Origin of the sequence: Kitasatospora sp. NPDC059160, from assembly GCF_042755465.1 — a bacterium.
Classification (GTDB): domain Bacteria; phylum Actinomycetota; class Actinomycetes; order Streptomycetales; family Streptomycetaceae; genus Kitasatospora.
Genome location: NZ_JBHZCN010000026.1, coordinates 38,641 through 65,406 on the forward strand (window position 1 = coordinate 38,641; position 26,766 = coordinate 65,406).

The window sequence follows — 26,766 nt, forward strand, 5'->3', positions numbered from 1 at the left end:
GCGGCCGACGCTAACCGCCGCTCCGCCCGCCCGCGCGCCGGGTCGTCCGATCGTCGTACGAACGACCTCGTGACGACCCGGCAGCAGCACGGCGTCACCGTCGCGGCCGCAGCCACACCGCCCAGGTCAGCGCCGAGCACAGCAGGTACGCCACCAGGAACCCGAGGTACGCGGCGTCCCCGTTGTGGCTCGCCAGGAAGGACTGCCGGAAGGCCAGGTTCACCAGCACCCCGCCGAAGGCCCCCACCGCGCCCGCCAGGCCGATCAGCGCCGCCGTCCGCCGCCGGGAGTCGGCCTCGGCGGCGGCCGGGTCGGCGCCGGCCGCGACCGCCGTCCGGGCGAGGCCCTGGTAGTGCGCCGGGATCATCTTGTAGGTGGACCCGTTGCCGATCCCGCTGAGCACGAAGAGCGCGATGAACCCGCCGAGGAAGAGCGGCAGCGAGCCGGCCCGGGAGGCGAGCAGCACGACCGCCGTGCCGGCGCCCATGGCGGCGAAGGTCGCCAGCGTGACCCTGGCCCCGCCGTACCGGTCGGCGAGGCGTCCGCCGACGGGCCGCAGCAGGGAGCCGAGCAGCGGTCCGAGGAAGGTGAGGGCGGCGGCCTTGACCGGGGTGTCGAAGCGGTCGTGGAACTGGACCTGGAGCACCTGCCCGAAGGCGAAGCCGAAGCCGATGAAGGAGCCGAATGTGCCGATGTAGAGGGTGGAGACCGCCCAGCCGTAGGGGTCGCGGGCGACCTCCCGCAGCGCCCGCCCTTCTCCCCTGGGCGCCTTCGGCAGGTTGTCCATCCGCCACTGGGCCCCGGCCGCCGCGAGCACGATCAGCGGCAGGTAGAGCAGCGGCAGCAGCCGGGGGTGGGCGGCGCCGGCGGTGGCCAGCACGAGCAGCCCGAGCAACTGGACGGCGGGGACGCCGAGGTTGCCGCCGCCCGCGTTGATCCCGAGGGCCCAGCCCTTGAGCCGGTGCGGGTAGAAGGCGTTGATGTTGGCCATCGAGGAGGCGAAGTTGCCGCCGCCGACGCCGGCCACGCAGGCGACGGCGAGCAGGGTGCCGTAGGAGACGCCGGGTTCCAGCACCAGGGCGGCGAGGGCCGTCGGCACCAGCAGCAGCAGGGCGCTGACCACCGTCCAGGTGCGGCCGCCGAAGCGGGCGACGGCGAAGGTGTACGGCAGCCGGAGCAGGGCGCCGAGTGCGGTGGGCAGCGCGGTGAGGGTGAACTTGCCCGCGGTGTCGATGTGGTACTCGGGCCCGAGGAAGAGCACCAGCACGGACCACAGGCTCCACACCGAGAAGCCGATGTGCTCGGAGAGGACGGAGAAGACCAGGTTGCGCCGGGCGATCCGGGCGCCGCCGCGGGCCCACATCTCCTCGTCCTCCGGGTCCCAACCGGCCAGCGGGGCGGGGGTTCTGGACTCCACGACGGTGGTCATGCCGCGGCCTCCACGGGGAGCACCCGGACCGGCCAGCGGCGCAGCACCGCGGGTGCGCCGTCGGGCGCGGTGTCCTCGTCCAGGCAGCGGCCGTCGGTGAGGTCGTACACCTGCTTGTACATCGGCGAGGTGAGGGTGGGCCGGTCGCCGCGGCTGCCGAGCAGGCCGCGGGAGAGGACGGGGGCGCCGCTGAACGGGTCGAGGTTGTCGACGGCGTACAACTCGCCGCCGCGGCTGCGGAACAGGGCGACCTGCTGGGCGACCTGCCCGGCCTCGGGGAGCAGCACGGCGACGCCGCGGCCGGGTTGGAGGTCGGCGAGGGCGCAGACGGTCTGCCAGTGGTTGCCGTCGTGGATCTGTACGGTCACGGGGTGAGCACCTCCAGTCGGGCCCCGGCGACGAGCACCGGGGAGTTGAGGGTGCGGCCGGCCTCGCCGGGGCGGGCGGGGCGGATCTGGCCGCGTTCGGGAACGAAGGTAACGGCGGGGTCGGGGGTGCCGGGAGCATTGACAAAGGAGGAGAACCGCCGCAGCCGCTCGGGGTCGGCCAGGGTTTCGGCCCATTCGTCCCGATAGCCGCTGATGTGACACATCGTCAGTTCGTCGAGCTCGGCGGCGATGCCGAGCGAGTCGTCCAGGACGACGGCCCGCAGGTGGTCGAGTCCGCCCTCCAGGCGCTCCAGCCAGACCGAGGTGCGTTCCAGGCGGTCGGCGGTGCGGATGTAGAACATCAGGAAGCGGTCGATGGTGCGGATGAGGGTCTCGCGGTCGAGGTCGGCGGCGAGCAGGTCGGCGTGCCGGGGGGTGGTGCCGCCGTTGCCGCCGACGTAGAGGTTCCAGCCGGCCGAGGTGGCGATGACGCCGAAGTCCTTGCTCTGCGCCTCCGCGCACTCGCGGGCGCAGCCGGAGACGGCGGCCTTGAGCTTGTGCGGGGAGCGCAACCCCCGGTAGCGGAGCTCCAGTTCGATGGCGAGGGTGGTGGAGTCCTGGACGCCGAAGCGGCACCAGGTCTCGCCGACGCAGGACTTCACGGTGCGCAGCGACTTGCCGTAGGCGTGCCCGGACTCGAAGCCCGCGTCGACCAGCTTGCGCCAGATGACGGGGAGTCCGTCGACGGTGGCGCCGAACATGTCGATCCGCTGGCCGCCGGTGATCTTGGTGTAGAGGCCGTGGTCGCGGGCGATCTCGCCGATCGCGATCAGGCCCTCGGGGGTGATCTCGCCGCCGGGCACCCGGGGGACCACCGAGTAGGAGCCGTTGCGCTGGAGGTTGGCGAGGAAGTGGTCGTTGGAGTCCTGGAGGGCGCCCTGTTCGCCGTCCAGGATGTGGCCGTTGCCGAGGCTGGCCAGGATGGAGGCCACGGTCGGCTTGCAGACGTCGCAGCCCTCGCCGCCGCTGCCGTACCCGGCGAGCAGGTCGGAGAAGCCGGTCAGTCCGGTGACCCGGACGATCTCGTACAACTCGGCACGGCTGTGGGCGAAGTGCTCGCACAGGCCCTGGACGGTGGCGACCCCGGCGGCGGCCAGTTCCTCGGTGACGACGGTGCCGAGCTGCTTGAGGCAGCTGCCGCAGCCGGTCCCGGCCCGGGTGCACTTCTTGACGGCGGCGACGCCGTCGGCGCCCTGGTCGCGGACGGCGGCCCGGACGGCGCCCTGGGTGACGTTGTGGCAGGAGCAGAGCACCGCGTCGTCGGGCAGGGCGAGCGGTCCGGCGGGGGCGGACCCGGCGGGCAGCACCAGCTGTTCGGGGGCGACGGTGAGCGGCTTCCCGGCGACGGCGAGCGGGCGCAGCGCGCCGTAGCCCTCGGTGTCGCCGACCAGGACGCCGCCGCCCCCACCCCGCAGCAGGCCGTCGCCGCCCTCCTCGCCGCCGGACACCCCGACGTCGCGCTGGCCGGCTACCTCCTCTCCCCCGGCTTCTTCGCCCGCCGCGCGGCCACCACGGCGGCCACCTGGACCACCGCCCCGTTGGGCGCCCACCCGGCCGTCGCCCGCCTCGTCCTGCACCGCTACGACCAGGCCCTGGCGGCCACCGCCCTGCCCACGGCCGCCTGACCGGCCCCGCGGGCCCCGGCTCCGGGCGTTCGGAGCGGCGGTGCACCGCCCTGCCGGATGCCCGGAGCAGGCCTCCGCTACCGTCGACCGGAAGCCCTGCGGAGGCGGGGGCGGGCGGGAGCGGGCGAGAGGCACGGGTGGGGGCAGGGTGGATCCGAACAGTGGACCGGTCGTGGGTGTGGGGCTCACCCCGACGGAGACGTCCGCACTCCTGCTGGACAAGATCCGCCGGGGGCACGACTACGCCCGCCGGAGGAAGGAACGGTTCCGTCGGCGCGCTTCCGCGGTGAAGCTCCTGACGCTGGCGCTGTCCGCCGCCTCCACCATCCTGCTGGGCCTGCACCGGTGGACGGACCTGGCGTTCGCGCTGGTGGCCCTGGTGACGGCGCTGGCGGCCGCCGAGCCGTTCTTCAACTGGCGCTCCCGGTGGGTGCTGATGGAGGAGGCGCAGTACCGCTTCCGGCGGCTCTCCGACGACCTGGAGTACCTGCTGGCGTCGACGACGGCCGACGGCCCGACCCGGCACCAGCTCGACGGCGTCTTCGGCAGGTACCAGGCGGTCTGGGACGACCTGAGCCGCACCTGGCTGGAACGGCGGCGCGAACCCGCGCCGCCGTCGACCGCCTGATCGATCACCGGGCCGACCGTCCGGCCGACCCCCGCCGGGTGCCCGGCTCCGGTGGTCAGCCCGTGACGCTGGCGGCGCCGGTCTCCAGGTGGCCGGTGGCGCGGCGGCTCCAGGCGGGGTCGCTGCCGACGGTCACGGTGAAGTCGTACCAGCCCTGCGCGATGGTGACGGCGTTGAAGTAGTCCCTGACCGTGGCCCCCGGGGCGACCTGGTAGGTCCAGCTGCCGGTCCGGTAGTTGGTGGCCGTGACGGTGAAGGTCACCGTACTGGTGCCGGTGTTGGTCATGGCGAACCAGAGCGCCGGCCGGCCGGTGTCCGGCGCCGGCGCGTACGAGGTGGTGGCCTCGGCGGTGCGGCCCGCGGTGGTCGCGTTTCCGGCGAACCGGCGCAGGGTGCGGTTGGGGCCGAGCACGGTGAGGTCGTACTGCCCGTTGCCGGAGCCGGCGCCGATGTCGAAGGAGTCGCGGGCGCTGCCGTCGGTGCCGCTGCCGGCGTCGTACGGGGCGACGGTGTACTGCCGGGGGCCTTCGGTGCGGTAGGCGTTGGCGTGGATCGAGTAGTGCGCCCAGGCGGTGGCCTGCGGGCCCTGGTTGGCCAGGTCGATCCAGAGCAGGGTCCGGCCGTCGGCCGTGGACTCGATCCGGTCCACCCAGGCGTTGGGCTGGTAGGGCAGCGCGCGGGCGGGCTTGGTGCCGGGCTCCTGGACGGGCATGGAGTTGGTGCCGGGGCTCGGGTTGATCTGGAGGTTCGCGGTGGCCTGGCTGATGGTGGCGCTGGTGTCGGGCAGCGCGGGCACCCCGTGGACGGGGTTGGCGAAGTCGAAGGCACCGGTGAGGTCGCCGCAGACCTGGCGGCGCCAGGTGCTGATGTTGGGGCAGACGGCGGGGGTGCCCAGCGCGGCGGTCCAGGTCTCCAGGAAGCGGATGACGCTGGTGTGGTCGTAGACCCGGGAGTCGACCCAGCCGCCGCGGGTCCACGGCGAGACCACGATCATCGGGACGCGGAAGCCGAGGCCGATGCCCGCACCCTTGCAGAACTCGCCGGCGGTGCCGGCCGGGGCCGCGGGCGGGGGCACGTGGTCGAAGAAGCCGTCGTTCTCGTCGTAGTTGAGGAACAGGGCGGTGGAGTCGAAGACCTCCGGGGAGGCCGCCAGGGCCTGCAGCACCAGGTTGACGAAGTGCGCGCCGTTCTCCGGCGGGCCGTCCGGGTGCTCGGAGAACAGCTGGTCGGCCACCACCCAGGAGACCTGGGGCAGGGTGCCGGCGAGCGCGTCGGCCCTGATCGCGGCGGCGATGTCGTCCGGGGTCGAGCCGGTGCGGGCGGGCACCGAGCCCATGCCGCGCTGGGCGAGCGGGCTCGAACTCGGCGCGCCGGTGAACTGGTTGAAGTAGGCGAGGCCGTTGTCGCCGAAGTTGTCGTTGGCGTTCTGGTAGACCTTCCAGCTGACGCCCGCGTCCTGGAGGGCCTCGGCGTAGGTCTGCCAGCGCAGGCCCGACTCGGAGCCGCCGTCGTAGGCCGGTCCGCCCGCGGTGGCGGCCGGGTCGATCGTGCCGGACCACAGGTAGGTGCGGTTGGGGCCGGTGGCCGAGAGGATGGAGCAGTGGTAGGCGTCGCAGACGGTGTAGGCGTCGGCCAGCGCGTAGTGGAACGGTATGTCCTCGCGGGCCATGAAGCCCATGGTTCTGTCCGAGCCCTTGGCGGCGATCCAGGAGTCCATCCTCCCGTTGTTCCAGGCCTGGTGCTGGGTGGACCAGGAGTGGTCGAGCGAGCCGTCGCACTGCGCGAGCTGCTCGGGGCTGACGCCCCACCACCAGGTGTTCGTCTTGCTGAGCTGCCAGGGGTACTGCCGCCCGCTGCCGTTCGGCTGGTTGAACACGCTGGTGCCGCCCGCGATCTGCAGGGCGGTGCGGTCGCCGAAACCGCGCACGCCCTTCAGGGTGCCGAAGTAGTGGTCGAAGCTGCGGTTCTCCTGCATGAGCACCACGACGTGCTTGACGTCCCGGATCGTCCCCGTGCTGCCGGTGCTGCCGGTCGTGGCGGCCTGCGCGCCCGGCGCCGCGCCGGGCAGGGCCGTGTCCAGCCCGATGGCGGCGCCGAGGGCGGCGGCCGAGCCGAGGAAGGTACGGCGGGTGACGGGTGACACGGGTGGCCTCCGAGAAGTCTGGACAACTCCGACGTCGGCGACTGTCGGGCAGCCAGATGGCTACCGACCGGTAGCCGGGTGGCGGAGAAGTTACACCTGGCCGACAGTTGACGGAAGGTCTCACACCGTCACGGGATCCGCCCTGCCGCCGCGCGCCTCGGCCCGCCGGGAACCCGCCGGGAGCCCGCGGCCACCGGATGCACACGAACCGGCCGCCGGTGAGGATGGGCGGCGGGGCCGGGCAGTGGACGGAGTCGCTGGTGAAGGCGTTACCGGGTGGCCGCACCGCGCTCGTCACGGTCCTCGCCGGCCTCGCCGTCCTGACCACGGGCGCGAGCCCCTCGCCGACGGACACGACCTCGTCGTCCTCGCCCTCGCCGTCGACCTCGCCGACCTCGCCCTCGCCGTCGACCTCGGGGGCCACCTCGGGGGCCACCTCGGGGGCCACCTCGTCGGCAGCGGCCGTCACCCTGGCGCCGACGCACGGACCCCGGTTCGGGACCGTTCAGGCGACGCTCTCCGGCTTCCCGGTCTGCGAGAGCGGTCTCTCGACGCGCCCCAACCCGGTCGATGCCCTGGTGACCTGGGACGACACCCCGGCCACCCGCCTCACGACCGTCCGGACCGGGACGAAGCCGCCGTCCTCCGGCACGTTCACGGTGCCCGAAGGCGCCGGCGACGGCGTGCACACCGTCACGGCGACGTGCCCGGGCTTCCCCCCGACCATGGCGACGGCGCACTTCACCGTCGCGCCGCCGACACTGACGGCGGATCCGGCCCGCTCGGCGCCCGGGTCCACCACGACCCTCGTCGGCACCGGCTTCGCCTGCCCCGCGGACGACACCGTCGCCCTGGCCTGGGGCACCACCGCGCTTCCCGGCCCCGGAAAGCCCGACGCCGACGGGGGCTTCCGCACCGGCGTCACCGTGCCCGCGGACGCGGCCGCCGGTGACCACGACGTCCGGGCGTCCTGTGCGGCGGAGCCCCGGATCACGGCGGACGTCCACGTCCTCGTCCCGGCCCCGGGTCCGACCACGTCCTCGCCGACTACGCCCACGCCTCCGCAGCCGTCGCCCGTCCGGACGATGACCGCGTCGCCGGGCGCCCCCCTGCACGTCTCCGGCCGGACGGACGCCTGCGCCGGGGGCGCCGACCCGCGCCAGGTGGTGCTCTCCTGGGACGGCGGGCCCCGGTCCCACCCGGTCACGGCCGACGAGTCGGGCCGGTTCCGGTCGATCGCCACCGTCCCGGCCACCGCGCCCACCGGCCCCCACCGGATCACCGTGGAGTGCGCGGGCACCCACACGGTGACCGAGATCGTCCCGGTCGTCGTCGCCCAGCACGTCCCGCCGCCCCCGCCGAAGCCCCACCTGCTCTGGATCGTCCTCGGCGCTCTCGCGGGTGTGGCCCTGGCGGCGTTCGGGCTGCGCCGCGTCCTGCGGCCGGGCGGCACGGCGGGCCGGGCGGGTCGGGCAGGCCGGGCGGGCACGGTGACGGCCGAGGCGGGCGCGTGGGGAGACGCCCGGACGGAACTGACCGAGCGGCCCGGTCCCGCCGGGCCCGGGCACAGCGTCCGCCTGGTGCCGCGCCCGGATCCGGGCCGGCAGAGCTTCGAGGAGGTGCGCGATGACGATGGTCGCGACGGATGACCCGTACTCCCTGGCGACGTTCCTGGGAGCCGTCGAGCCGTTCGCCGACGTCCTCCGGTCGAACGGCCTGGACACCGCCCTGGACGGGCTGGACACCGCGCTCGCCCGGGCCGCCCGGCAGGAGGTGGCGAGCGTCGTGCACGGCTTCCTGGGGCTGGACATGATCGACCTGCTCGCCGGCGGCTGGCGCACCCAGTCACAGCTCGCCGCGGCCGCCCGGGAGACCTGCGCGGCCCCCGGCAGCGAGGAGGTCGTCGCACTGCTGGAGCACCGGGTCAGGTCGGTGCACCAGCCCTCGGTGAACGTGCTCGTCGACGGCGTCTCGATGGGCACCCTCGAGGTGGACATCGAGGTGGTCTTCGAGCTCGACGGGATCGTGGCCGTCGTACGCGGGGGCAGACTGGTCGCGGTGCGGGCGGGTCGCTGCACGGCGAGCGCGACGGTGGCACTGGAGCGGATCCCGCTGCTGAGCCGCCGACGGGAGTTCGACCTGCCCGGCGGCGTGGGGTGGCGCCGGGGCATGGTGCTGCGGCACTGCACGCCGACCCCTCCCCCGCCCCCTCCGCCGACCCCGCCGGGTTGATCGGCCGGGGGCTGCCCGCTACGCCGCTTCCTCCCCTCGTCCGGCCGAGGCGACGAAGGCCAGCAGCCGCTCGTTGACCGCCTCGGGCTGCTCCAGGTTCAGCCCGTGACCCGCCCGTTCGAGGATCTCGGCCCGCACCCCCGGAACCAGCGCCGTCACCCGCTCCACCACCTGCCGCGGCCGCAGCAGCGCGCTGCGCCGGCCCACCAGCACCAGGACGGGCAGCCCGATCGACCCCAACTCCCCGTCCGTGAAAGGCCGGGCCGGCGGCCGGCCGCCCGGCTTGTAGCTGCGCATCGCGAGCATCAGCGGGGCGATCATCTCGCGCGGCGCACTGAGCGCCGGGTTCGCCAGCAGCCGCCCGAGCGCGGGGCGCAGCGGTCGCGGCGCGAGCATGCCGAACAGTCCGCCGATCATGTGGGCGTAGAACCGCGCGGGGACCTTCTCGATGCCGCCCGGGTCCAGCGAGGTGACGGAGGCGAGCCGTTCGGGCGCGTGGATCGCCTGGTTGAGGGCCAGCCAGCCGCCGTACGAGACCCCCACCAGGTGCACCCGGTCCAGTCCGAGCCCCGTCAGCACCTCCCCCAGCCACTCCGCGTTCTCCGCCGATCCGGCCGCGACGGCGCGCTGCTCACTGCGGCCGGGGTCGTCCAGGGTGTCGACGGCGTAGACCGGGTGGTGCGCGCCCAGGGCCGCGATCTGCGGGTACCAGTTGGACGGGTGCCCGGCGTGGCCGTGCAGCAGCACGATCGGCTCGCCGGTCCCCGTGCCGTAGCGGTGGACGTGCACGCTCCCGTACCCGGTCTCGACGTCGAACTCCTGCCGCGGGCCGGGCCACAGCTCCATCGCCCGGTCGTACGCCTCAAGGAACTTCGCCTTCGCCGTCTCGCTGGTGAAGTGCCCGACGCTGGTCCTGGTCATGATCCCTCCCGGTTTTGGTGGTATGGTTGTACCACAAAAACATCCGGAAGGAACCCGATGCCCAAGCTGGTGGACCACGAGGAGCGACGGGCCCACATCATCGACGCCCTGCTTCGCTCGGCGGCGAGCAGCGGCCTCCACTCCGTCACCATGCGCTCCGTGGCGGTCGAGGCCGGCGTCTCCGTGCGGCTCGTCCAGTACTACTTCGACACCAAGGAGCAACTGCTCCTCGCCGCCATGACCCGCCTCGCCACCCGGATGGGCGAGCGCGTCCAGCGCCGCGTCCGCGCCACCGGCGCGGGCAGCGACCCGCGCGCCGTCGTCGAGGCGGTGCTGCTCGAAGCCGTCCCCACCGACGAGGAGAGCCGCGCCTTCCACCTCATCTACACCGAGTACGCGGTCCTCTCCGTCACCGACCCGGCCCTCGGCGGACAGCCCTTCCTCGCCGCACCCGACGAGATGGAGTCCTTCCTCGCCGCCCAACTCGCCGCCGCCGGCGCCGCCGACCCGCGCCAGGAGGCCGTCGTCCTGCTGGCGGTCTCGGCGGGCCTGGGCCTCAGCGTGCTGCTCGACCAGCGGACGGCGGAGGACGCCACGGCCGTCCTCCGCTACCACCTCGGCCGGGTCCTCCCTGCGTAGCACCGCTTCACCCAGGGCAGAACGCGGCGCCCTTCCCCCCGCGCCCCGGATCCCTAGGCTGGAGGGGTGAGCACTCATGCGCCGAACGAAGCCCGCGTCATCCCGCTGCGCCGCCCGCAGGCCACGCCACCCGCACCTCCCGCGCCGAAGGAACCGCTCTGGCGCGACCTCGTCGGCGACGTGCTGCGGCGCGAACGGCTCGCCCAGGAGCGGACGTTGAAGGACGTCGCGGAGACCGCCCGGATCTCGGTCCCGTACCTGTCCGAGCTGGAGCGCGGCCGCAAGGAGGCCTCCTCCGAGGTGCTCGCGGCCGCCGCCAAGGCCCTCGGGCTCCGCCTCGGCGACCTCCTCTCGCTCGCCCAGGACGAGTTGGTCCGGCACACCCGGCCGAACCGGACGAGCGGGCCCCGGGCACAGTACGACGGGCTCTGCATGGCGGCCTGACCGCAGCGGTGGCCGGCACACCCCCGTCGCACCGGCCACCGCCGACGCTCACCGCCGGCTCAGCACCTGGTCCGCGAGCCCGTACGCGACGGCCTCCTCGGCACTGAGCACCTTGTCCCGATCCATGTCCGCGCGCAGCGTCGCCACGTCGTGGTGGGTGTGCCGGGCAAGGACCTCCTCCACCTGCGACCGGATCCGGACCATCTCCTTCGCCGCGAGGCTCAGGTCCGAGACCGTCCCCTGCCGCCCACCACTGGCCGGCTGCCCGAGCAGCACCCGCGCGTGCCGCAGCACGAACCGCCGCCCCGCATCCCCACCCGCCAGCAGCACCGCCGCCGTCGACGCCGCCTGTCCGACGCAGAACGTCGAGATCGGCGCCTGCACGAAGGTCATCGTGTCGTAGATCGCCATCAGCGAAGTGAACGACCCTCCGGGCGAGTTGAGGTAGATCGAGATCTCCCGCTCCGGGTTCTCCGACTCCAGGTGCAGGAGCTGCGCGATGACCACGTTCGCGACCCCGTCGTCGATCTCGGTGCCGAGGAAGATGATCCGCTCGTTCAGCAGCCGGCTGAACACGTCGTACGTCCGCTCGCCCTTCGCCGTCCGCTCGATCACGTACGGAACCGTGTACGACCCCATGTCAGAGCCCCATCCGTCGCCGCGAGGAGGCCGGGCGGATGTCGTCGACCGACTCCACCACCCGGTCCACGAGCCCGTACGCCACGGCCTGCTCGGCCGTGAACCAGCGGTCCCGGTCACCGTCCCGGGCGATGGTCTCCGTGCTCTGCCCGGTGTGCTCGGCGGTGATCCGCTCGATGGAGCGCTTGGTGTACTGCAGGTTCTCGGCCTGGATCTCGATGTCCGCTGTGGTACCGCCGATGCCCGCCGACGGCTGGTGCATCATGATCCGCGCATTGGGCAACGCGAAGCGCTTGCCGGGCGTCCCCGTGGTGAGCAGGAACTGCCCCATGCTGGCCGCGAACCCCATCGCCAGGGTGGAGACGTCGTTGGGAATCAGCCGCATGGTGTCGAAGATCGCCAGCCCGGCGCTCACCGAACCCCCGGGGCTGTTAATGTACAGCCCGATGTCACTGCGCGGATCCTCCGCCGAGAGCAGCATCAGCTGCGCACACACCCGGTTCGCCGACACGTCGTCCACCTGGGTGCCGAGCAACACGATGCGCTGGGCCAGCAGTTGGGCGGCGAGGTGGTCGTCGAAGGCACCGGGCACCGTCTCCCCCTGCCCCGCCCGGGGCAGCGGCGTACTGAGCGAAGTCATCTGCTCCTCCTTGTCGAGCCGTTGACTCCACTCTCACCCCGCGCTGCCCCCCGGATGCCGTTCCTCTGCCCGCCGCAGATTCGCCAAGGGCAGAGCGCTACGGGGCCAGGTGGTCGAACTCCCCGGCCTTGACACCACGGAGGAGGGCGAGCAGCCCGTCGGCCGTGGTCGTGATGACGACCTCAGGCTCGTCGCTCTCACGGAGTTTGATGGTGTCACTGACAGCTGCTGCAACGTAGATGCAGTTGGCGGTGTCACCACTGAATGAGGACTTCTGCCAGCTCAGAACGGCCATGATTGTTCCCATCTCAAATGCTCAGGGCATTCCGGCGAATAAGGTCACGAGACGCCTCGGGCCCGAGTGCGGTCGCCTCCAACCGATCCAACACGGCTCGATACTTGATCAACTGCGGCTCGGTGTCAATGAACTCGAATCGGTCTCCATCGACCTGGACGCTGTCCAACTGTGCCACCTCGGCGGCGAAGTAGACGATCCCAGCACCGGAACTGGGATAGCTCCCGGTGCCGAACGGGATCACTCGCAGGTCGACATGGGGAAGCTCACTCGCCGTCAGCAGGTACTCCAGTTGGCCGCGCGCGACCTCCGGTCCCCCGAAGGCCATTCGCAAGGCAGTCTCATGGACAACCGCCGAAAGAGGCGTCGGCTGGTCCCCGAAGAGCACCGCCTGCCGCTTGATCCGATGAGAGACAAGGTGCTCCACTTCGGGCGGTGACAGCGGTGGGACCACATCCCGGAAGAGCGCGCGGGCATGTTCAGGGGTCTGGAGAAGTCCGGGGACGTGAACGACTGAGACAATCCGCATCGATCGCGCATGGTGCTCGACTTCCGCCAGATCGAGCGCACCGGCGGGAAGGATCTCGCGGTACTCCTCCCACCAACCGCGCGTCCGCCCTCCTGTCATGCGGGTTAGCGCATCGATCAACATCTCATCCACACAGCCGTAGAGGCGAGCAAGGGTTCGCACCCGGTCTGCGCTCACCGGGTATCCACCGGCTTCGATGCTGCTGATCCGGGACTGCGTCGCGCCGTGCAATTCCCCGGCCCTCGTGGCCGACAGGCCCGCCCGCTCACGCAACCGACGCAGCTCGGTACCAAGACGTCGCTGCCGGGCGCTCGGCGGAAACTTGCTGGGCGGCATCCGCCTCTCCCTTCACTCTTTGGGATGGATGTGCCATGGATCCCTCAAAGAGGGTGGACTGCATCCTACTGGCTGGCTATTTTTGACGTTGCATCAGAAAGACTCCACTCCCTCTGATGGTGGCAGCTCCGCATCCAACTCCCGTTTCACAGGAGACTTCCATGACTGCTGCGCCCTCACCAAAACTCCGCCCCGTCGACATCACGTTCGACCGGGAGCTGTGCGAACTCGTGCTCGACACCGCGCCCCGGCTCTTCGCCGTCGTCCAGGTGTGCGGCGACAGCAGCGCGGACGCCGACGGCTGGGTAGTGGCCTGGGGCCTCGCCGAACCCGACGGGCCGACCCACGTGATCAGCCTCGACGGCCGGGCCCGCCTGACCCTCGCCTCCCCCGAACGAGCCCTCCGCCACTTCGCCGGGCGCCCGGGTCTCACCGCCCGCCTCGTCTGGCTCGCCCACCCGAACACCGCCGCCCTGGACCAGCCCAAAGCCGCCTGACCCCCACACAGGAAGTCGACCTGGCCGACTTCCTGCGCCCGCCCCAGCCGCTCGTTAGTGTGAAGACCAGAACCACAGAGCACAGTTGGGGGGAACCCGATGGGTGGATACATCTCGGAGCCGGAACGGCTTCCGGTGGCGGCGGCCAAGCTGGACGAGGGGGCGGACAAACTCACGCAGGCGAACACCGGTTTCGGCGAGTCGACCGCTGCCGCGACCCGTCACAACGAGTGGACCGTCGGTTCGTCCCTCGGCGCGGCCACCGGCCACTGGTCCACGGAAGCCGGCAAGGTCACCGATGCGGTGAAGAAGATCGCCGAGGGACTCCGCGTCACTGCCGCCAACTACTACCGGCAGGAAGCCGCCGTGGCGGAACAACTGCAGCGTGCTGCCGATCTGTTGGAGGACAAGAGCTGATGCCGTCCGCCTACGCCGAAGATCCCGACGGGCGCCGGAAGACCAGTGAGCCGCTCCATGAACGACGCTTCGCGAAACCCGTCACCCTCCAGCAGATCCGCTCCTGCGACCCAGAAGCGTTCCACCGGGCCGCGGAGGAGTGGGACAAGGTCGGGTCGGCCATGAGTTCTGCCAAGTTCATCGCCGTCGATGTGCTCTCCACTCTCCAGGAAGGCTGGAGTGGCGACGCCGCGACCCTCGGACGCCGGGCACTCACCGACCTGGTCGACGAAATGTCCATCGCCGAACAGGAGATGGAGGCGGCGAAGCTCACGCTGACGAACACCGCGACCGGCCTGGCCCTCGCCCGCCGATGGGTCGCCGAAGCGGACGATCTCGCCCGCGCCAACGACCTCACGATCAAGGACGACGGCGACATCGGCTATCCGGCCTGGCTGACCAGGAGCAACGACCCGGAGAGCGGGGGCGAGTCCCGGCGACTGGGCACGGTGGCCGGAGACATCCGCAATCTGCTGACGGCTGCGACGAAGTACGCATCCGATGTCAGCAACACGGCGGGGCACGAGCTCGACCGCATCAACGGCGCAGCGAAGTACCGCCACCTCGACGACTGGACCAAGCGGGTGGTGGGCGAGGACCTGGCGGGCGCGCGGGACCTCTCAAAGGTCTTCGGCGGCGAGGGTGGAGTACTGCTGCCGCCCGATGCGTACGACCGGGGGGCGGGCGCCTACAACACCGAGGCCCCGACCGACCGAGACCGCAAGCTGGCCGCCACCCTCGGGGCCGGAATCGCGGGTCTGCCGTTCGCAACAGGCGGCACCAATGCCAGCGCCAACATGGCCCACTACCTTTCCGGCACCGGCGAACCGCTGAACCTGAACGTCGAGGACATGTTGAAGGACATTCCCGACTTCCAGAACAGCGTGGCCACCACCCTCGACGGCAACCTCCCGGGCTGGCAGGCCGAGGCCCTGGCGGAGTACCGGCGCACGGGCAAGCCGGTCGCGCTGGTCCAGCAGACCGGTTGGCAACCCATGTCCGCCACCCCGGACAGCAGCAAGGACTGGTTCTACGCGGTCGGGTCCTTCCACTACAACACCGAGGCGAAGATCGAGGTCAAGCCGACCTCACCCGGCGCTCCGCCAGAGGTGACCGTCACCTACAAGACCCACGTCCGCGACCGGTACAACTGGGACTTCGACAAGAACGACCCGCTTCATCAGAAGGGAACGAACGTACCGGGCCTGGGGTACGTCTCGGACGAGGACCTTCAGCGCCTCCATCGCACCGGCCTGGCACGGGAGTTCGACATGGGTGGTGCCGGCGACACGCGAACCAGGAAGCTCTGAGATGACGTCCGATTGGACCCCAGAGAAGCCTTGGGCTCGTTGGCTCCTGCGCGGATTCCTCGCGCTGTGCGTGCTGATCACCGTGGGGTGCGTCTGGTGGGGGGTGGCCGGGTTGCGGCGGAGCGCCGAACCGCCGGACACCGTCGCGGCGCGCGCCGAGCGGCTGGCGGGTCTGCACTACAGGAACGACGCCAGACTAGGGCGGTACTACATACCGGCGGCCGCCGTGCTGTCACGGACTCCCGACGGGGCGCAGGTCGCCTTCCTTCATTACGGGATGGTCGGCGGCGACGAGGTCAACATCGACGACTTCCTGTCCACCTACCGCCTGCCGAGGGCCGGCGCCCCCGCCCCACTGCCTGAGGACCTGAGAACAGCACTCCCCGGCGACGAGCCGGCCGAGGGCGTGTTGCTGCCGGAAGGGCAACCCGGGCGGCAGGTGTTCGTGGTGGAGCACCCGGGCGAACGGCCCGGCGCCGCCGACGTGTACGTCCGGGCTACCGGGTCGTGAGGGGCTACACGGCGACGAAGCGGCGGGGGCCGTCCCCGGTCAGGATTCGGCCGAAGCGCATGGCGGGGAAGTGGGCGGCGACCAGCACATCGTCCGTGTCGGCGGCCTGGTCGGCGATGCGGTTGCGGACGGCGGAGGCGGCCTCCGGGTCGATGTCCCAGATGACCTGCCAGTCGCGTTCGCCGAACTGGACCACGGAGTGGGCGACATCGCCCAGCAGCAGGGCGCGGCGGCCGCCGGAGGAGGCGACGTAGACGGTGGTGCCGGGGGTGTGGCCGGGGAGGTGGAGGGCGTCGAGGCCGGGGGCGATGGTGAAATCGGCGTCGAACAGCTCCAGTTGGGGGCCGAGCGGGCTGAGTTTGGCGACGGCCTCGGGCTGGGCGGTCTCCCCCGTCACGAAGTGCTGCCAGTCGGCACGGTGGGCGCGGTAGGTGGCGCGGGGGAAGACGGGGTGGCCGTCGACGGTGGCCCAGCCGATGTGGTCGAAGTGCAGGTGGGTGAAGACCACGTCGGTGATGTCCTCGACGGTGACGCCGTGGGCGGCGAGGGAGTCGAGCAGCGCGCCGCCGCGGTACTTGCCGTCGTCGTACGGGCCGACCCCGGCGTCGACCAGGACGGTCCGCTCCCCGATGCGGACCAGGAAGCCGCCGAGCGGCAGGTCGAGGCTGCCGTCGGCCGCCCGGTGGTGCCCGTGGCAGGCCCACGGGTCGGCCATGCCGGGGCGGGTGAGGATATCGGCGGCCACCTCACGACCCACCCCGTCCGTGATCGCCAGGATCTCGATGTCACCGATCTTCACGTGCGCCCTCCGGCAGTTGACGGTCGTTCGTGGACCACCGGTGGCAACCGTGCCGGACGCCCGGGGATTCCCGGGCGTCCGGCGTGCAGGCGACTACCGCCTACTCGTCGTCGTCGGACCAGCCGTCGCTGCGGTCGCGGTACAGCGTGAACCGGTCGTACAGCACCGGTGTCGGCAGCGGGTTGGCGGCGGTGGCGGGCACCGAGTGGTAGTAGGAGACGGTGATGGTGGTGCGGTCGCCGGGGTACCGGCCCGGGTCGACGTCGAAGACGGCGACGCCGTACGGGTACTTGGTGTCCGGGTCGGTGACCGCGGACCAGTGGGCCTTCTCCTTGGCGTCCGGGTCGGCCTTGAAGGTGAGCCGCTGGGTGCGGACGCTGGCCTGGCGGACGCCGTCCGCGTCGGGCGGGAGGTACACGTCGTCGTGGCCGGCGGTGCCGCCGCCGCCGAGGATGAGGTGGACGGTGCCCTCGGAGGTGTCGATCTGCCGCAGGTCGTCGTCGACGACGGCGGGGGTGAGCAGCCCGCCCGGCTCCGTGCCGCGCACGGGGTGGGTGCGCTCGTAGTCGTGGTCGTGGCCGGCCAGGACGAGGTCGACGGAGTAGCGGTCGAGCAGCGGCAGCAGCTGCTCCCGGATGCCCATGTCGCCGCCGTGGCTGGCGGCGGAGGAGGACATCGCGAACTGGTGCAGGTTGACGACGATCCAGTCGACCGCGCTGCCGTGCCGGGCGCGCGACAGGACCCGCTCCAGCCAGCGGAGTTGGGCGCCCTCGCTGTAGCCGCTGATGTAGATGGACTGCCCGGTGGCGGGGTCGAGGCTGGCGTCGTCCTCGACGGCGATCTCGTTGCCGTCCAGGCTGACGAACAGCACCGAACCGACCTGGAAGCTGTACCAGTTGCCGCAGTGGTCGCGGGTGCCGTTGTCGGGCAGCTCGAAGCGGGTCAGGTACGAGGCGTACCCGAGGTCGCCGCCGCCCGCCTCGACCTCGTGGTTGCCGGGGGCGGGCATCCAGGGGCGGTTGGCGGCGGACTTGGACAGGTTGTTCATGAACGCGTTCCAGGCCTGCGGCTGGAGCTGCGGGTTGTTGTTGGCGTAGGCGAGGTCGCCGTTGAGCAGGTGGAACAGCGGGTTGAACTGTTCGACCTGCCGGACGGCGGCGGCGCCGTGGATGGAGGACTTCGCGAACACGTTGTCGCCGGTGCCGAGGTCGCCGAAGCTGGTGAAGCGGAAGGCGGCGCGCCCGCGGGCGGGGGCGGTGCGGAAGGTGCCCCGGACGGGCTGGGCCCCGTCGTGCAGCACCTCGTACACGTAGGTGGTGTCGGGGCGCAGCCCGTCCAGGCGGGCGTGGTGGGTGAAGGTCTCCACCTTGTTGAGGCCGTCGACGTAGCTGCGGCTGCTCGCGTCGACGCTGCGGCCGGCGCCGCCGCGCGGGGTGCCGATCCGCACCCGGGGGCGCTTCACGGAGGCGCCGGTCGCCCAGGAGACGGTCATCTCGCGGGAGGGCTCGTTGCCCCACTGGAGGTGGACCTGCTCCGGTCCGGGGGTGCCGGCGACGGCCGGCTGGGTCCACAGCAGGGTGGACGCGGGCAGCGCGGCGAGCGCGCCGGCCACCGTCCCCGTCCGGAGGACCGTTCTGCGCGAGGGTTGTGCCGGGGAATGTGCCACTGCCGCCTCCTGGGCTACGAGAAACGCCCAGGAGGCTCGCAGTCGGACGGTACGGCCGCACCACCATCAACCGTGCGGACGGCGAACGGCAGTTGAACGCTGGTCCGGACCAGCTGCCCGGCGGACCGGCCTCCGGGAACCGGGTACGCGCGGAGGTCCCGGGCAGGGGGTACGGCCGGATGGCCGCGGGCCGCCGGGGTGGTGCGGGACGGCCGAGCGGGTGACCTCCCGGTCGTGTCGGCGGCGGCGCGCCCGGCTCGGCGTGCGTCGGTTGGAACGCGCCGTCTCCGGGCGGTGCACGCCCTGTCCCCGGACCTGAGAGCCGCCCATGCCTCCCACCGCGCGCCTCCGCCGCCTCGTTCCCACCGCGCTCTGCGCCCTCGCCGTGGCCCTCGCCGCCCCCGCGGCCCACGCCGCGCCCCCGGGCGGCGACAGCGGGGCCGACCCGGGCGGGAGGACGGACGGCGGCCGGTACGACTGGGAGCGGGTGGCGGACTGCGAGAGCAGCGGCAACTGGCACATCAACACCGGCAACGGCTACTTCGGCGGCCTCCAGTTCGACCGGTCCACCTGGCGGGAGAACGGCGGCCTGGCCTACGCCCCGCGCCCCGACCTCGCCAGCCGCGAGGAGCAGATGGCCGTCGCCCAGCACCTGGCCGAGCGGCGCGGCCTCTCCCCCTGGCCGGTCTGCGGCTCCCGCGCCCTGGGCGGCCGCGCCCACGGGACCGCCGCCCCGGACCGGGACGAGGCCCGCGCCGAGGCCCGTGGCCGGACCCACGACCTGACCGGCGACCGGACCCATGACGAGGAGGCCGCCGAGGCCACCCGCGACCACGGGCGCGACGCCGTCCTGCCGCCGCCCGCCCCCGGCTCGGCCGTGGACGGCCGGTGGACCGTCCGCGAGGACGACACCCTGGACCAGCTCGCCGCCACCCTGCGCGTCCCCGGCGGCTGGCCCGCGCTGTACGAGCTCAACCGCGCCACCGTCGGCGAGGACCCGGACCTCATCCAGCCCGGCCTGGTCCTGCGGCTCCCGTCCTGACCTCCTGAACTGACCCCCTCCTGAACGCCGACGGCCCGCCCGGTCCTGGAGGACCGGGCGGGCCGTTGCGCAGCGGGCGGGCCGTGGCGCGGGCGGCGGCGTCAGCCGACGTGGACCCGCGGACGCTTCGTCCGGTCCGGCTCCGCCTCGCGCAGCACCTCGCGGGTGACCGGCGCGACCTCGCCCTGACCGAACAGGATGAAGCGCAGGAACTGGGCGAAGGGGTGCCCCTCGGTCCACTCGAAGTACAGGTGCGGCCGCTGCCCGGTGCGGTCCCGGACGGTGAGCGCCAGGGCGGCGATCGCGTTCGGGATGCTGGAGCTCTCCAGGGTGAGCACCCGGTACCGGTTGTGCAGCACCTCGCCGCGGACGGTCAGCTCGGACTCGAAGTCCGAGGCGTCCCGGACGGTCACCTCGACGAAGACCAGGTCGTCCTCGCCGGGGATGTCGTTGTCGGCGCGGATCTGCCGGATCTTGTCGCGGTACTCGGCGACGTCCCGGTTGGTCGGCTCGTTGGCGATCAGGCGCAGCGGGCGGTGGGCGTAGTCGCGGATGAACCGCTCGGCCGTCTCGTCCAGCAGCACGTCGGTGACGCGCAGCTCGAAGGCGCGCTTGAGGCGGGAGAGCAGCGACACCAGGATGATGCCGGCGATGAAGCAGGCGCCGATCTTGACGCCGTCCGGGCGCTCCATGGTGTTCACCACGGTGGTGTAGAGGAAGACCGCGGCGATGACCCCGAAGGCGACGGTCCAGCCGCGCTGGCGCTTCTTGTACGCGGCGATGGTGACGGCGATGGCCGCCGAGCTGATCAGGACCAGCACACCGGTGGCGTAGGCGCCGCCCTGGGCGTCGACGCTGGCGTCGAACAGCCAGGTGATCAGGAAGCCGACGACGGTCAGCACGATCACCATCGGGCGCACGGCGCGGGCCCAGTGCGGGGCCATGCCGTAGCGCGGGAGGTAGCGGGGCAGCAGGTTGAGCATGCCCGCCATGGCGGAGGCGCCGGCGAACCAAAGGATCGCGATGGTCGACAGGTCGTAGACGCTGCCGAAGGCGCCGCCCAGGTACTCGTGCGCCAGGAAGGCCAGGGCGCGGCCGTTGGCCTGGCCGCCGCTCTCGAACTCCTTGGCGGGGATGAGCAGGGTGCAGATGAAGCTGGTCGCGATCAGGAAGCTGCTCATGATCACGGCGGCGGTGGTGAGCAACTTGCGGGTGCCGCGGATCCGGCCGACCGGGTTCGCCTCGGTGTCGTCCGCGTCGCCCTTGATGTGCGGCATCACGGCGACGCCGGTCTCGAAGCCGGACATGCCGAGCGCGAGCTTCGGGAAGACGACGAGCGCGACGCCGATCATCACGAACACGTTGCCGTGCTGGGTGGTGAGCGCGTTGGACCAGTCGGTGACGACGTGCGGCGCCTGGACGATCTTCCAGATGCCGACCGCCACGACCACCACGTTGAGCGCCAGGTAGACCCCGACCAGCCCCACGGCCAGGCCGATCGCCTCGCCGAAGCCCTTGAGGAAGACGGCACCGAGCAGGGCGACCAGGATCAGCGTGATGACCATCTGCTTGCCGCCGAGGGCGCCCGTCAGGTGCGGGTTCTCGACCAGGTGGGCGCTGGCGTCGGCGGCGGAGAGGGTGATCGTGATGATGAAGTCCGTCGCCGCGAAGCCGAGCAGCGCGAGGACGAACAGCTTGCCCTTCCAGAACGACAGCAGCCGCTCCAGCATCGCGATCGAGCCCTCACCGCGCGGGCTCTCCTGGGCGACCCGCCGGTAGACCGGCAGCGCGCCCAGCAGGGTGACCAGCACCAGCACGATCGTGGCGATCGGCGACAGCAGTCCGGCCGCGAGCGCGGCGATGCCCGGCTGGTAGCCGAGCGTCGAGAAGTAGTCCAGACCGGTCAGGCACATCACGCGCCACCACGGCTGGCCCGTGTGCGCAGCGTGACCGGCCTCGGCGGCGGAGTCCCCCGACTCCGCGCCGTCCTGCTGCGCCTTCGCGGCGGCGTCCCTGGCGGCCTTCTCCGGGGACATGTCCTCCAGGAGCCAGCTGCGCAGCCGTATTCGCGCCGACGACGGAGCCTCCGTCGTCGCCTCCGTCGAACCCGACGAAACCACCTTGCACCTCTTGTTTAAAGACCCCGTAAAGCGCCGTCGGGCGACGGCAGTGCGCCAGGCTATGCGACAGCCGTTAAGGAGACGTCATCGGCCCGCGTTAAGAAAACGTCATGGCTGCGCAGGTCGGAACGGGTGGCGCGGCGGGTCGGGGCCGGCGCCGGGGCGGGGCGGTGGAGCACCCCGCCCCGGCGTCTCACGGACCGGACGGGGTTACGCCCGGTAACCGAGGACCGTCATCATGCCGGTCTCCGCGTGGTACACGTTGTGGCAGTGCACCATCCACAGACCCGGGTTGTCGGCGTCGAAGTCCACCGCCAGGGTCGTGCCCGGCAGCACGATCGCGGTGTCCTTGCGGGGGCCGCCGACGCCCAGCGCGAAGCTGTGTCCGTGCAGGTGGACGGGGTGCCACATGGCGGTGCTGTTGCGGAACTCCAGCCGCACCCGCTCCCCGGCCGCGACCGGGTGGCGCTGCGCCGGGTCGTACCTGCGGCCGTTGAACGCCCAGTCGGCCCTGGCCATGCCGCCGGTGAGCTCCAGCGCCACCGTGCGGTCCGGCGCCCGGTCCGGCAGCCGGACGGCCGGATCGGCCCTCAACTGCCCGGCGGTCAGCAGCCGGCCGTCCAGTTCGGCGGGGCGGGTCGAGGCGTCCGGCGCGGCGCCGGCGCCGGTGCGCAGCACCGCCAGCGCGGCGGCGTTCTTGCCCTCGGCCAGGGCGGTCAGCGGGAAGGCGCCGTCCTTGGCGGTGACCAGCACGTCGTAGCGCTCGCCCATGCCGAGCAACAGGGCCTGGGTGGTGGCCGGTTCGACCGGGAAGCCGTCGGTGTGGGTGACGGTCAGCTCGTGGCCGCCGAGGGCGACCCGGTAGGCGGTGTCGCCGCCCGCGTTGATCAGCCGGAGCCGGATCCGGTCGCCGGGCTTGGCGGTGAAGGTCTCGGGGGCGGTCGCCAGGCGGCCGTTGACCAGGTGGAAGGGGTAGGCGACGTCGCCCGCGTCGCCGCCGAGCAGCGGGCTGGTGGCGCCCATCAGCATCCGGGACGGGCCGTCGGCTGCGGCGGGGGTGCCCGACATGCCCGGCATGCCGTGCCCCGAGTGGTCCATGCCACCCGTACCGCCCATGTCGCCCATGCCCTTGGCGAGTTCGGCGAGGACGGCGTCCGGGGTGCTGCCGTCGACCCCGTCCACCCAGTCGTCCAGGACGACCACCCACTCCCTGTCGTAGCGCAGCGGCTCCTTCGGGTCCTCGACGATCAGCGGGGCGTACAGGCCGCGGTCCTGCTGGACGCCGGAGTGCGGGTGGAACCAGTAGGTGCCGGGGTGGGAGAGGGCGAAGCGGTAGTCGAAGGAGGCCCCCGCCCGGACGGGGTCCTGGGTCAGGCCCGGCACGCCGTCCATGTCGTTGCGCAGCGCGAGGCCGTGCCAGTGCAGCGAGGTGGGCTGCGGCAGGTGGTTGGCGAGGGTGAGGGCGAGGGTGTCGCCGACGGTGGCGCGCACCTCCTGGCCGGGCAGGCGGTCGCCGTAGGCCCAGCTGCGGACGGTGCGTCCGCCCAGGTCGAGGGTGGTCTCGGTGGCGGTGAGCGCGACCTTGCGCTCGGGTCCGGGCTTGCGCCGCGCCTCGGCGGCGGCGACCTCGGGACCGTTCGGGGCGACGAAGCCGGCGGGGGCGGCACTGCCGGTCATCGGGGAACGGTCCATGGACGAGTGGTCCATGCCGCTCATCGGGTCCGAACCGGCGGAGCAGGCGGTGAGCAGGCCGGTCCCGGCGGCGGCGAGCGCGGCGCCGAGGACGGTACGACGGGTGGGTGTGCGCATGGCGGAGTGCACCTCGTACAGGGGTGGTGTGGACGTACAGGACGGCGCGTCGGCCGTTCCGTGCGCGGGCGCGCGGGCGCGCAGGCGCGATGGCGCGTGCGCGGGCACAGGACGGCGGGCGCACGCCTACTGACGCAGCACCGACAGTCTGCTGAGGAGGAGCCGCCCACCCCCGGGCGGCGGCAGTGCGCGGACGGCCCGCAGCAGCCGGGCCCGCACCTCGGCGGCGGCGTCACCACTGCGGCGCAGCAGCGGGCCGACGACCAGCAGCACCACGCCCCAGCCGACCAGCACGGCGAGACAGACCGTCATCGGGTCCATGCCGTCGGCGGTCGCGGGATCAGCAGTCGCGGAATCGGCAGTCGCGGAATCGGCAGTCGCGGATTCGACGGCCGCGGAATCGACGGCCGGCCCGTGGTGGTCCGGCAGCTGCTGGACCACCGCCACCCGGGGCCCGTGCCCCTCCGACCCGCCGTGCCCGCCGTGCCCGCCACTCGGGTGCCCGAGCGTGTGCATCGTCACGATGCCGAGCAGCAGCGCGGCGAGCAGCAGCAGGCGCAGCACCCCGGGCACCGGGGCGCCGTACGGCCGCTGCTGCGCCATGCCCCGCCTCCCGTCCGCCCCACCGTGTCCGCTTACCCCCGCAGGGTATCCCGAGCTGCGACCGGGCTACGACCGGGCCGTGCGCCGGGGGCCGCCACCGGATCGTTCGAGCCCATACCACATCCCCCCGGGTTCCGGCGGACTTTCCGTGTACAAGATCCGTTAACATGCCCGGCAGTTACGCACGATCCCGGGCCGGGAGGACGCCGCGGTCCGGAACTGACGGGGGAACGAAGAGATGGCAGTACCTGACGCGGGACTGGAGTTCAAGGTCAAGCCGGGCGAGCTGGACGGCTGCGGGCAGAGCGCGCAGCACATCGGCGGCCTGATACCGGGCGAGACCGCCAAGATCACCGATCCGTGCAACACGGCCGCCGGAGGCCTCAAGGGCTTCCTCACCGCCGGCGCGATCACCAGTTGCAGCACCAGCTGGAAGACCCTGCTCGACAAGCTCGGCGGCGACATGGGCGACGTCGGCACCAAGCTCGGCACCTCGGCGACCTACTACCGCCAGGCCGAGCAGAACGCCCACAACAGCATGCGCAACCCGAACGCGCCCGCCTCGAACGGCACGGAGCCGGACCCCTTCGACACCGCCGTCGTCCCCGGCCCGGTCAAGCCGCGCAGCGCGAAGGCGGCCGAGTAGCCATGGACATCAAGACCCTGCACGACGCCGACGTCATCGGCATCACCGGCGCGAAGAACGCCTTCGACACCCTGGCCACCGCCTTCGGCCAGCACATCGAGAACTGGCAGCACGAGGTCGTCGACCGGCTGAACCACTCCGAGTGGACCGGGACGGCCGCCGGGCACGCCAACACCCGGATCCAGGACCTGGGAAACGAACTCCAGGCCGCCAAGCAGGAACTCGGCCTGGTCAGCCGGGCCCTGCAGGACGCCTACGACGGCTTCGCGGCCGCCCAGGCCCACCTGATCAACGCCCTGGACGACGCCAAGACCCACAAGCTGACCGTCGCCGCGGACGGTGGGATCACCTGGGAGAAGGACCCCAACTCCCCCAACTTCGCGGGCACGGACGCCGAGGCGCAGGCCAAGCAGATCCAGGCCCGGATCACCGCCGCCCTCAACGAGGCCGACCACGCCGACCAGACCATCAACACCCGGCTCGGCCACCTCGCCACCAACGCGAGCAACGGCACCGGCCTGGACTCCGCCACCGCGAAGGCCGACCAGGCCGCCGCGGACGCCCTCGGCCAGATCCCTCCCGCCGGCACCGACCCGAACAGCGTCAAGGCCTGGTGGAACGGGCTGACCGACGAGCAGCAGCACCGGATGGTCCTCAACCACCCCGACCAGATCGGCAACCTCGACGGCATCCCCGCCACCGGCCGGGACGAGGCCAACCGGATCAACCTGGCGCGCGGCAAGCAGGACGTCCAGCACCAGCTCGACGCGCTCGGCGCCGCGCCGCCGGCGACCGTGGGCAACGGCAGGTTCATCCGCCCGAACCCCGCCTACACGGACTGGCAGCACAAGCACGACGAGCTGGCCGACAAGATGAACGGCATCAACGCCATCGAGAGCCGGCTGAACACGCCCGTCGACGCCCAGCACCCGCCGACCTTCCTGATGGGCTTCGACACCAACGGCAAGGGCCACGCCATCGTCGCGGTCAACAACCCCGACACGGCCGACAACGTGTCGACGTACGTCCCCGGCACCGGCGCCCGGCTCGGCAGCATCAACAGCGACATCAACCGCTCGGACGCGATGGTCGCCTCCGCCAACGCCGCGGGCACCGGCAAGACCACCTCGTCGATCACCTGGGTCGGCTACGACGCACCCCAGAACATCATCCCCGAGGCCGCGGACGACACTTACGCGAAGAACGCGGAGGACAAGCTGGTCGGCTTCGAGAACGGACTGCACGCCACCCACAACGGGGCCATCGGGAACAACACCATCCTGGCCCACAGCTACGGCACCACGGTCGTCGGCTACACCATGCGCGACCACGGCCTCCCGGTCGACAACGCCGTCCTGATCGCCAGCCCCGGCGCCGGCGTCGAGAACGCCAAGGACCTGCGGATCGACCCCTCCCACGTGTACGCCGCGCAGAGCCCGGCCGACGCGATCGGCTGGGCCGCCGCCACCGACCCCGGCGGGATGGGCGACAACCTCTGGGACAACATCAAGACCGACTTCGGCTTCGGCGACGGCGACCACCACCTGATGTACGGCCGGCAGACCACTGCCCCGCAGTTCGGTGCGAACGTGATGCCCGTCGACCCCGACGCCGGCCACTCCGACTACTGGAACAACGGTTCACCCACCCTGGCCGCCATGGGCCAGGTCATCGCCGGAAAGCCCAACTCATGACCGCCACCGCACCCGTCCCGCTGATCGGGCGGGTCACCGCCGCGGCCCTCCTGGCGGTCACCGCCACGGCCCTGAGCGCCTGCGGGGCCGACACCCTCCAGGAGCGCGCGCAGCCCACCATCACCCTGGACCAGGCGAAGACGCAGATCGACGGCTACCTCGCCGCCGTCCAGGCCCGACTGCCGGTCCAGCCGGTGTCCTCGCCGCCCGCGTTCAGCGATCTGGAGTGCGACGCCAACGACATCGGCCCGCACGGCCGGAAGCAGACCAGCCGGGTCCGCGACCTCGGTGACGTGCCGTCGGACGCCAAAGCCAGGACGGTGACCGCCTTCCGCGACTACCTGACCGGACAGGGCTTCCAGGCCGTGCCGGAGCCGACGGGCTCCCACATCGACCGGATCCGGCTGAGGAACCCGCAGAACCAGTTCCTCGCGATCCTGAACGGAACCTCCGACTCCGGCCACGACCTCACCCTCCAGGTCGGCTCGCCCTGCGTCTGGCCCGACGGCACGCCGGCCAAGTAGCCCAACTCCCCTTCGGGGCCGCACCTTTACCGAGGTGCGGCCCCTTCGCACACGCCCCGGTCGAACCCCTTTCCCGTTCTCGACGATCCGCTAGCATGCGTCGTCAGTTGTCGCTCGGACCGGCCCGGCGACCCGTCCGGCCACCGGTCCGGAACTGACGG

The 26,766-nt window shown here is 72.2% G+C and carries 26 protein-coding genes and 1 pseudogene; 13 read left to right on the top strand and 14 right to left on the bottom strand.

The window, feature by feature from the left end; all coding sequences use genetic code 11:
- Nucleotides 1-94: 94 nt before the first annotated feature.
- The 3 genes and pseudogenes from ACFXOZ_RS13735 to ACFXOZ_RS13745 form a co-directional block, all read right to left on the bottom strand.
- Nucleotides 95-1,429 carry a nitrate/nitrite transporter gene (locus tag ACFXOZ_RS13735; protein ID WP_380590107.1) on the bottom strand — a complete coding sequence of 445 codons (1,335 nt, stop codon included), beginning with the start codon at nt 1,427-1,429 and terminating at the stop codon, nt 95-97.
- On the bottom strand, nt 1,426-1,797 hold the full coding sequence (gene nirD, locus ACFXOZ_RS13740; protein WP_380590109.1) for a nitrite reductase small subunit NirD: 372 nt from the start codon (nt 1,795-1,797) through the stop codon (nt 1,426-1,428). Before nirD ends, ACFXOZ_RS13735 begins: the two co-directional genes overlap by 4 nt.
- A pseudogene (locus tag ACFXOZ_RS13745) lies at nt 1,794-3,287 on the bottom strand ((2Fe-2S)-binding protein); the annotation flags it as partial. The gene nirD and the pseudogene ACFXOZ_RS13745, both read right to left, overlap by 4 nt.
- Nucleotides 3,288-3,654: 367 nt before the next feature.
- Between ACFXOZ_RS13745 and ACFXOZ_RS13750 the strand changes: the two are divergent.
- The gene (locus ACFXOZ_RS13750) at nt 3,655-4,110 is read left to right on the top strand and encodes an SLATT domain-containing protein (RefSeq protein WP_380521582.1); all 456 of its coding nucleotides are present in this window, start codon (nt 3,655-3,657) and stop codon (nt 4,108-4,110) included.
- A gap of 55 nt (nt 4,111-4,165) precedes the next feature.
- Here the strand turns inward: ACFXOZ_RS13750 and ACFXOZ_RS13755 are convergent, their stop codons facing one another.
- Nucleotides 4,166-6,253: a phosphocholine-specific phospholipase C gene (locus ACFXOZ_RS13755; protein WP_380590112.1), complete on the bottom strand. Its 2,088-nt coding sequence runs from the start codon at nt 6,251-6,253 to the stop codon at nt 4,166-4,168.
- A 197-nt stretch (nt 6,254-6,450) separates the two neighbouring features.
- Here ACFXOZ_RS13755 and ACFXOZ_RS13760 point away from each other — a divergent pair, with 197 nt between their 5' ends.
- Both ACFXOZ_RS13760 and ACFXOZ_RS13765 read left to right on the top strand, forming a co-directional pair.
- Nucleotides 6,451-7,902 (top strand): hypothetical protein, encoded by a 1,452-nt coding sequence (locus ACFXOZ_RS13760; RefSeq protein ID WP_380590115.1) that lies wholly within the window; start codon nt 6,451-6,453, stop codon nt 7,900-7,902.
- Nucleotides 7,880-8,485 carry a hypothetical protein gene (locus ACFXOZ_RS13765; protein WP_380521588.1) on the top strand — a complete coding sequence of 202 codons (606 nt, stop codon included), beginning with the start codon at nt 7,880-7,882 and terminating at the stop codon, nt 8,483-8,485. Before ACFXOZ_RS13760 ends, ACFXOZ_RS13765 begins: the two co-directional genes overlap by 23 nt.
- Before the next feature lie 18 nt (nt 8,486-8,503).
- On the opposite strand, the gene ACFXOZ_RS13770 is transcribed toward ACFXOZ_RS13765, so the two are convergent.
- On the bottom strand, nt 8,504-9,406 hold the full coding sequence (locus ACFXOZ_RS13770) for an alpha/beta fold hydrolase (RefSeq protein WP_380590118.1): 903 nt from the start codon (nt 9,404-9,406) through the stop codon (nt 8,504-8,506).
- A 57-nt stretch (nt 9,407-9,463) separates the two neighbouring features.
- Here ACFXOZ_RS13770 and ACFXOZ_RS13775 point away from each other — a divergent pair, with 57 nt between their 5' ends.
- On the top strand, nt 9,464-10,045 hold the full coding sequence (locus ACFXOZ_RS13775) for a TetR/AcrR family transcriptional regulator (RefSeq protein WP_380590121.1): 582 nt from the start codon (nt 9,464-9,466) through the stop codon (nt 10,043-10,045).
- Between the two features lie 66 nt (nt 10,046-10,111).
- Complete coding sequence (locus ACFXOZ_RS13780; protein WP_380406314.1) at nt 10,112-10,489, top strand: helix-turn-helix domain-containing protein; 378 nt, start codon at nt 10,112-10,114, stop codon at nt 10,487-10,489.
- Between the two features lie 48 nt (nt 10,490-10,537).
- Here ACFXOZ_RS13780 and ACFXOZ_RS13785 read toward each other — a convergent pair whose 3' ends face one another.
- From ACFXOZ_RS13785 to ACFXOZ_RS13800, 4 genes are all read right to left on the bottom strand, one after another.
- On the bottom strand, nt 10,538-11,128 hold the full coding sequence (locus ACFXOZ_RS13785; protein ID WP_375883634.1) for a ClpP family protease: 591 nt from the start codon (nt 11,126-11,128) through the stop codon (nt 10,538-10,540).
- Between the two features lies 1 nt (nt 11,129).
- Nucleotides 11,130-11,768 carry a ClpP family protease gene (locus ACFXOZ_RS13790; RefSeq protein ID WP_380590125.1) on the bottom strand — a complete coding sequence of 213 codons (639 nt, stop codon included), beginning with the start codon at nt 11,766-11,768 and terminating at the stop codon, nt 11,130-11,132.
- Between the two features lie 97 nt (nt 11,769-11,865).
- Nucleotides 11,866-12,063 (bottom strand): DUF397 domain-containing protein, encoded by a 198-nt coding sequence (locus ACFXOZ_RS13795; protein WP_380590128.1) that lies wholly within the window; start codon nt 12,061-12,063, stop codon nt 11,866-11,868.
- A 13-nt stretch (nt 12,064-12,076) separates the two neighbouring features.
- Nucleotides 12,077-12,928 (bottom strand): helix-turn-helix domain-containing protein, encoded by an 852-nt coding sequence (locus tag ACFXOZ_RS13800; protein WP_380590131.1) that lies wholly within the window; start codon nt 12,926-12,928, stop codon nt 12,077-12,079.
- 161 nt (nt 12,929-13,089) lie between these two features.
- Between ACFXOZ_RS13800 and ACFXOZ_RS13805 the strand changes: the two genes are divergently transcribed.
- The 4 genes from ACFXOZ_RS13805 (at nt 13,090) to ACFXOZ_RS13820 (ending at nt 15,702) form a co-directional block, all read left to right on the top strand.
- Nucleotides 13,090-13,425, top strand: a complete 336-nt coding sequence (locus tag ACFXOZ_RS13805; RefSeq protein ID WP_380590134.1) for a hypothetical protein — start codon at nt 13,090-13,092, stop codon at nt 13,423-13,425.
- A gap of 99 nt (nt 13,426-13,524) precedes the next feature.
- Nucleotides 13,525-13,842 (top strand): type VII secretion target, encoded by a 318-nt coding sequence (locus ACFXOZ_RS13810; RefSeq protein WP_380521605.1) that lies wholly within the window; start codon nt 13,525-13,527, stop codon nt 13,840-13,842.
- Complete coding sequence (locus tag ACFXOZ_RS13815) at nt 13,842-15,191, top strand: hypothetical protein (RefSeq protein ID WP_380590137.1); 1,350 nt, start codon at nt 13,842-13,844, stop codon at nt 15,189-15,191. Before ACFXOZ_RS13810 ends, ACFXOZ_RS13815 begins: the two co-directional genes overlap by 1 nt.
- A 1-nt stretch (nt 15,192) precedes the next feature.
- Nucleotides 15,193-15,702, top strand: a complete 510-nt coding sequence (locus ACFXOZ_RS13820) for a hypothetical protein (protein WP_380590140.1) — start codon at nt 15,193-15,195, stop codon at nt 15,700-15,702.
- Nucleotides 15,703-15,706: 4 nt separating this feature from the next.
- Here ACFXOZ_RS13820 and ACFXOZ_RS13825 read toward each other — a convergent pair whose 3' ends face one another.
- Both ACFXOZ_RS13825 and ACFXOZ_RS13830 read right to left on the bottom strand, forming a co-directional pair.
- The gene (locus tag ACFXOZ_RS13825) at nt 15,707-16,501 is read right to left on the bottom strand and encodes an MBL fold metallo-hydrolase (RefSeq protein ID WP_380590143.1); all 795 of its coding nucleotides are present in this window, start codon (nt 16,499-16,501) and stop codon (nt 15,707-15,709) included.
- 100 nt (nt 16,502-16,601) lie between these two features.
- A complete protein-coding gene (locus tag ACFXOZ_RS13830) occupies nt 16,602-18,167 on the bottom strand; it encodes a purple acid phosphatase family protein (RefSeq protein ID WP_375883610.1) in 1,566 nt (521 codons plus the stop codon).
- A 328-nt stretch (nt 18,168-18,495) separates the two neighbouring features.
- Here ACFXOZ_RS13830 and ACFXOZ_RS13835 point away from each other — a divergent pair, with 328 nt between their 5' ends.
- Nucleotides 18,496-19,209: a transglycosylase family protein gene (locus ACFXOZ_RS13835; RefSeq protein ID WP_380590146.1), complete on the top strand. Its 714-nt coding sequence runs from the start codon at nt 18,496-18,498 to the stop codon at nt 19,207-19,209.
- Nucleotides 19,210-19,310: 101 nt separating this feature from the next.
- Here the strand turns inward: ACFXOZ_RS13835 and ACFXOZ_RS13840 are convergent, their stop codons facing one another.
- From ACFXOZ_RS13840 to ACFXOZ_RS13850, 3 genes are all read right to left on the bottom strand, one after another.
- On the bottom strand, nt 19,311-21,245 hold the full coding sequence (locus ACFXOZ_RS13840; RefSeq protein ID WP_380521614.1) for an amino acid transporter: 1,935 nt from the start codon (nt 21,243-21,245) through the stop codon (nt 19,311-19,313).
- A gap of 294 nt (nt 21,246-21,539) precedes the next feature.
- The gene (locus ACFXOZ_RS13845) at nt 21,540-23,138 is read right to left on the bottom strand and encodes a multicopper oxidase family protein (RefSeq protein ID WP_380590149.1); all 1,599 of its coding nucleotides are present in this window, start codon (nt 23,136-23,138) and stop codon (nt 21,540-21,542) included.
- 126 nt (nt 23,139-23,264) lie between these two features.
- Nucleotides 23,265-23,741, bottom strand: coding sequence for a DUF6153 family protein (locus tag ACFXOZ_RS13850; RefSeq protein WP_380590152.1), 477 nt, complete (start codon nt 23,739-23,741; stop codon nt 23,265-23,267).
- Nucleotides 23,742-23,979: 238 nt separating this feature from the next.
- On the opposite strand from ACFXOZ_RS13850, the gene ACFXOZ_RS13855 reads away from it, so the two are divergent.
- Genes ACFXOZ_RS13855 through ACFXOZ_RS13865 form a run of 3 tightly spaced genes read left to right on the top strand, consistent with a single transcriptional unit; the run spans nt 23,980 to nt 26,605 of the window.
- On the top strand, nt 23,980-24,387 hold the full coding sequence (locus ACFXOZ_RS13855; protein ID WP_375883598.1) for a hypothetical protein: 408 nt from the start codon (nt 23,980-23,982) through the stop codon (nt 24,385-24,387).
- A gap of 2 nt (nt 24,388-24,389) precedes the next feature.
- On the top strand, nt 24,390-26,081 hold the full coding sequence (locus ACFXOZ_RS13860) for an alpha/beta hydrolase (RefSeq protein ID WP_380521621.1): 1,692 nt from the start codon (nt 24,390-24,392) through the stop codon (nt 26,079-26,081).
- Nucleotides 26,078-26,605: a hypothetical protein gene (locus tag ACFXOZ_RS13865; protein WP_380521623.1), complete on the top strand. Its 528-nt coding sequence runs from the start codon at nt 26,078-26,080 to the stop codon at nt 26,603-26,605. Before ACFXOZ_RS13860 ends, ACFXOZ_RS13865 begins: the two co-directional genes overlap by 4 nt.
- Nucleotides 26,606-26,766: the final 161 nt, after the last annotated feature.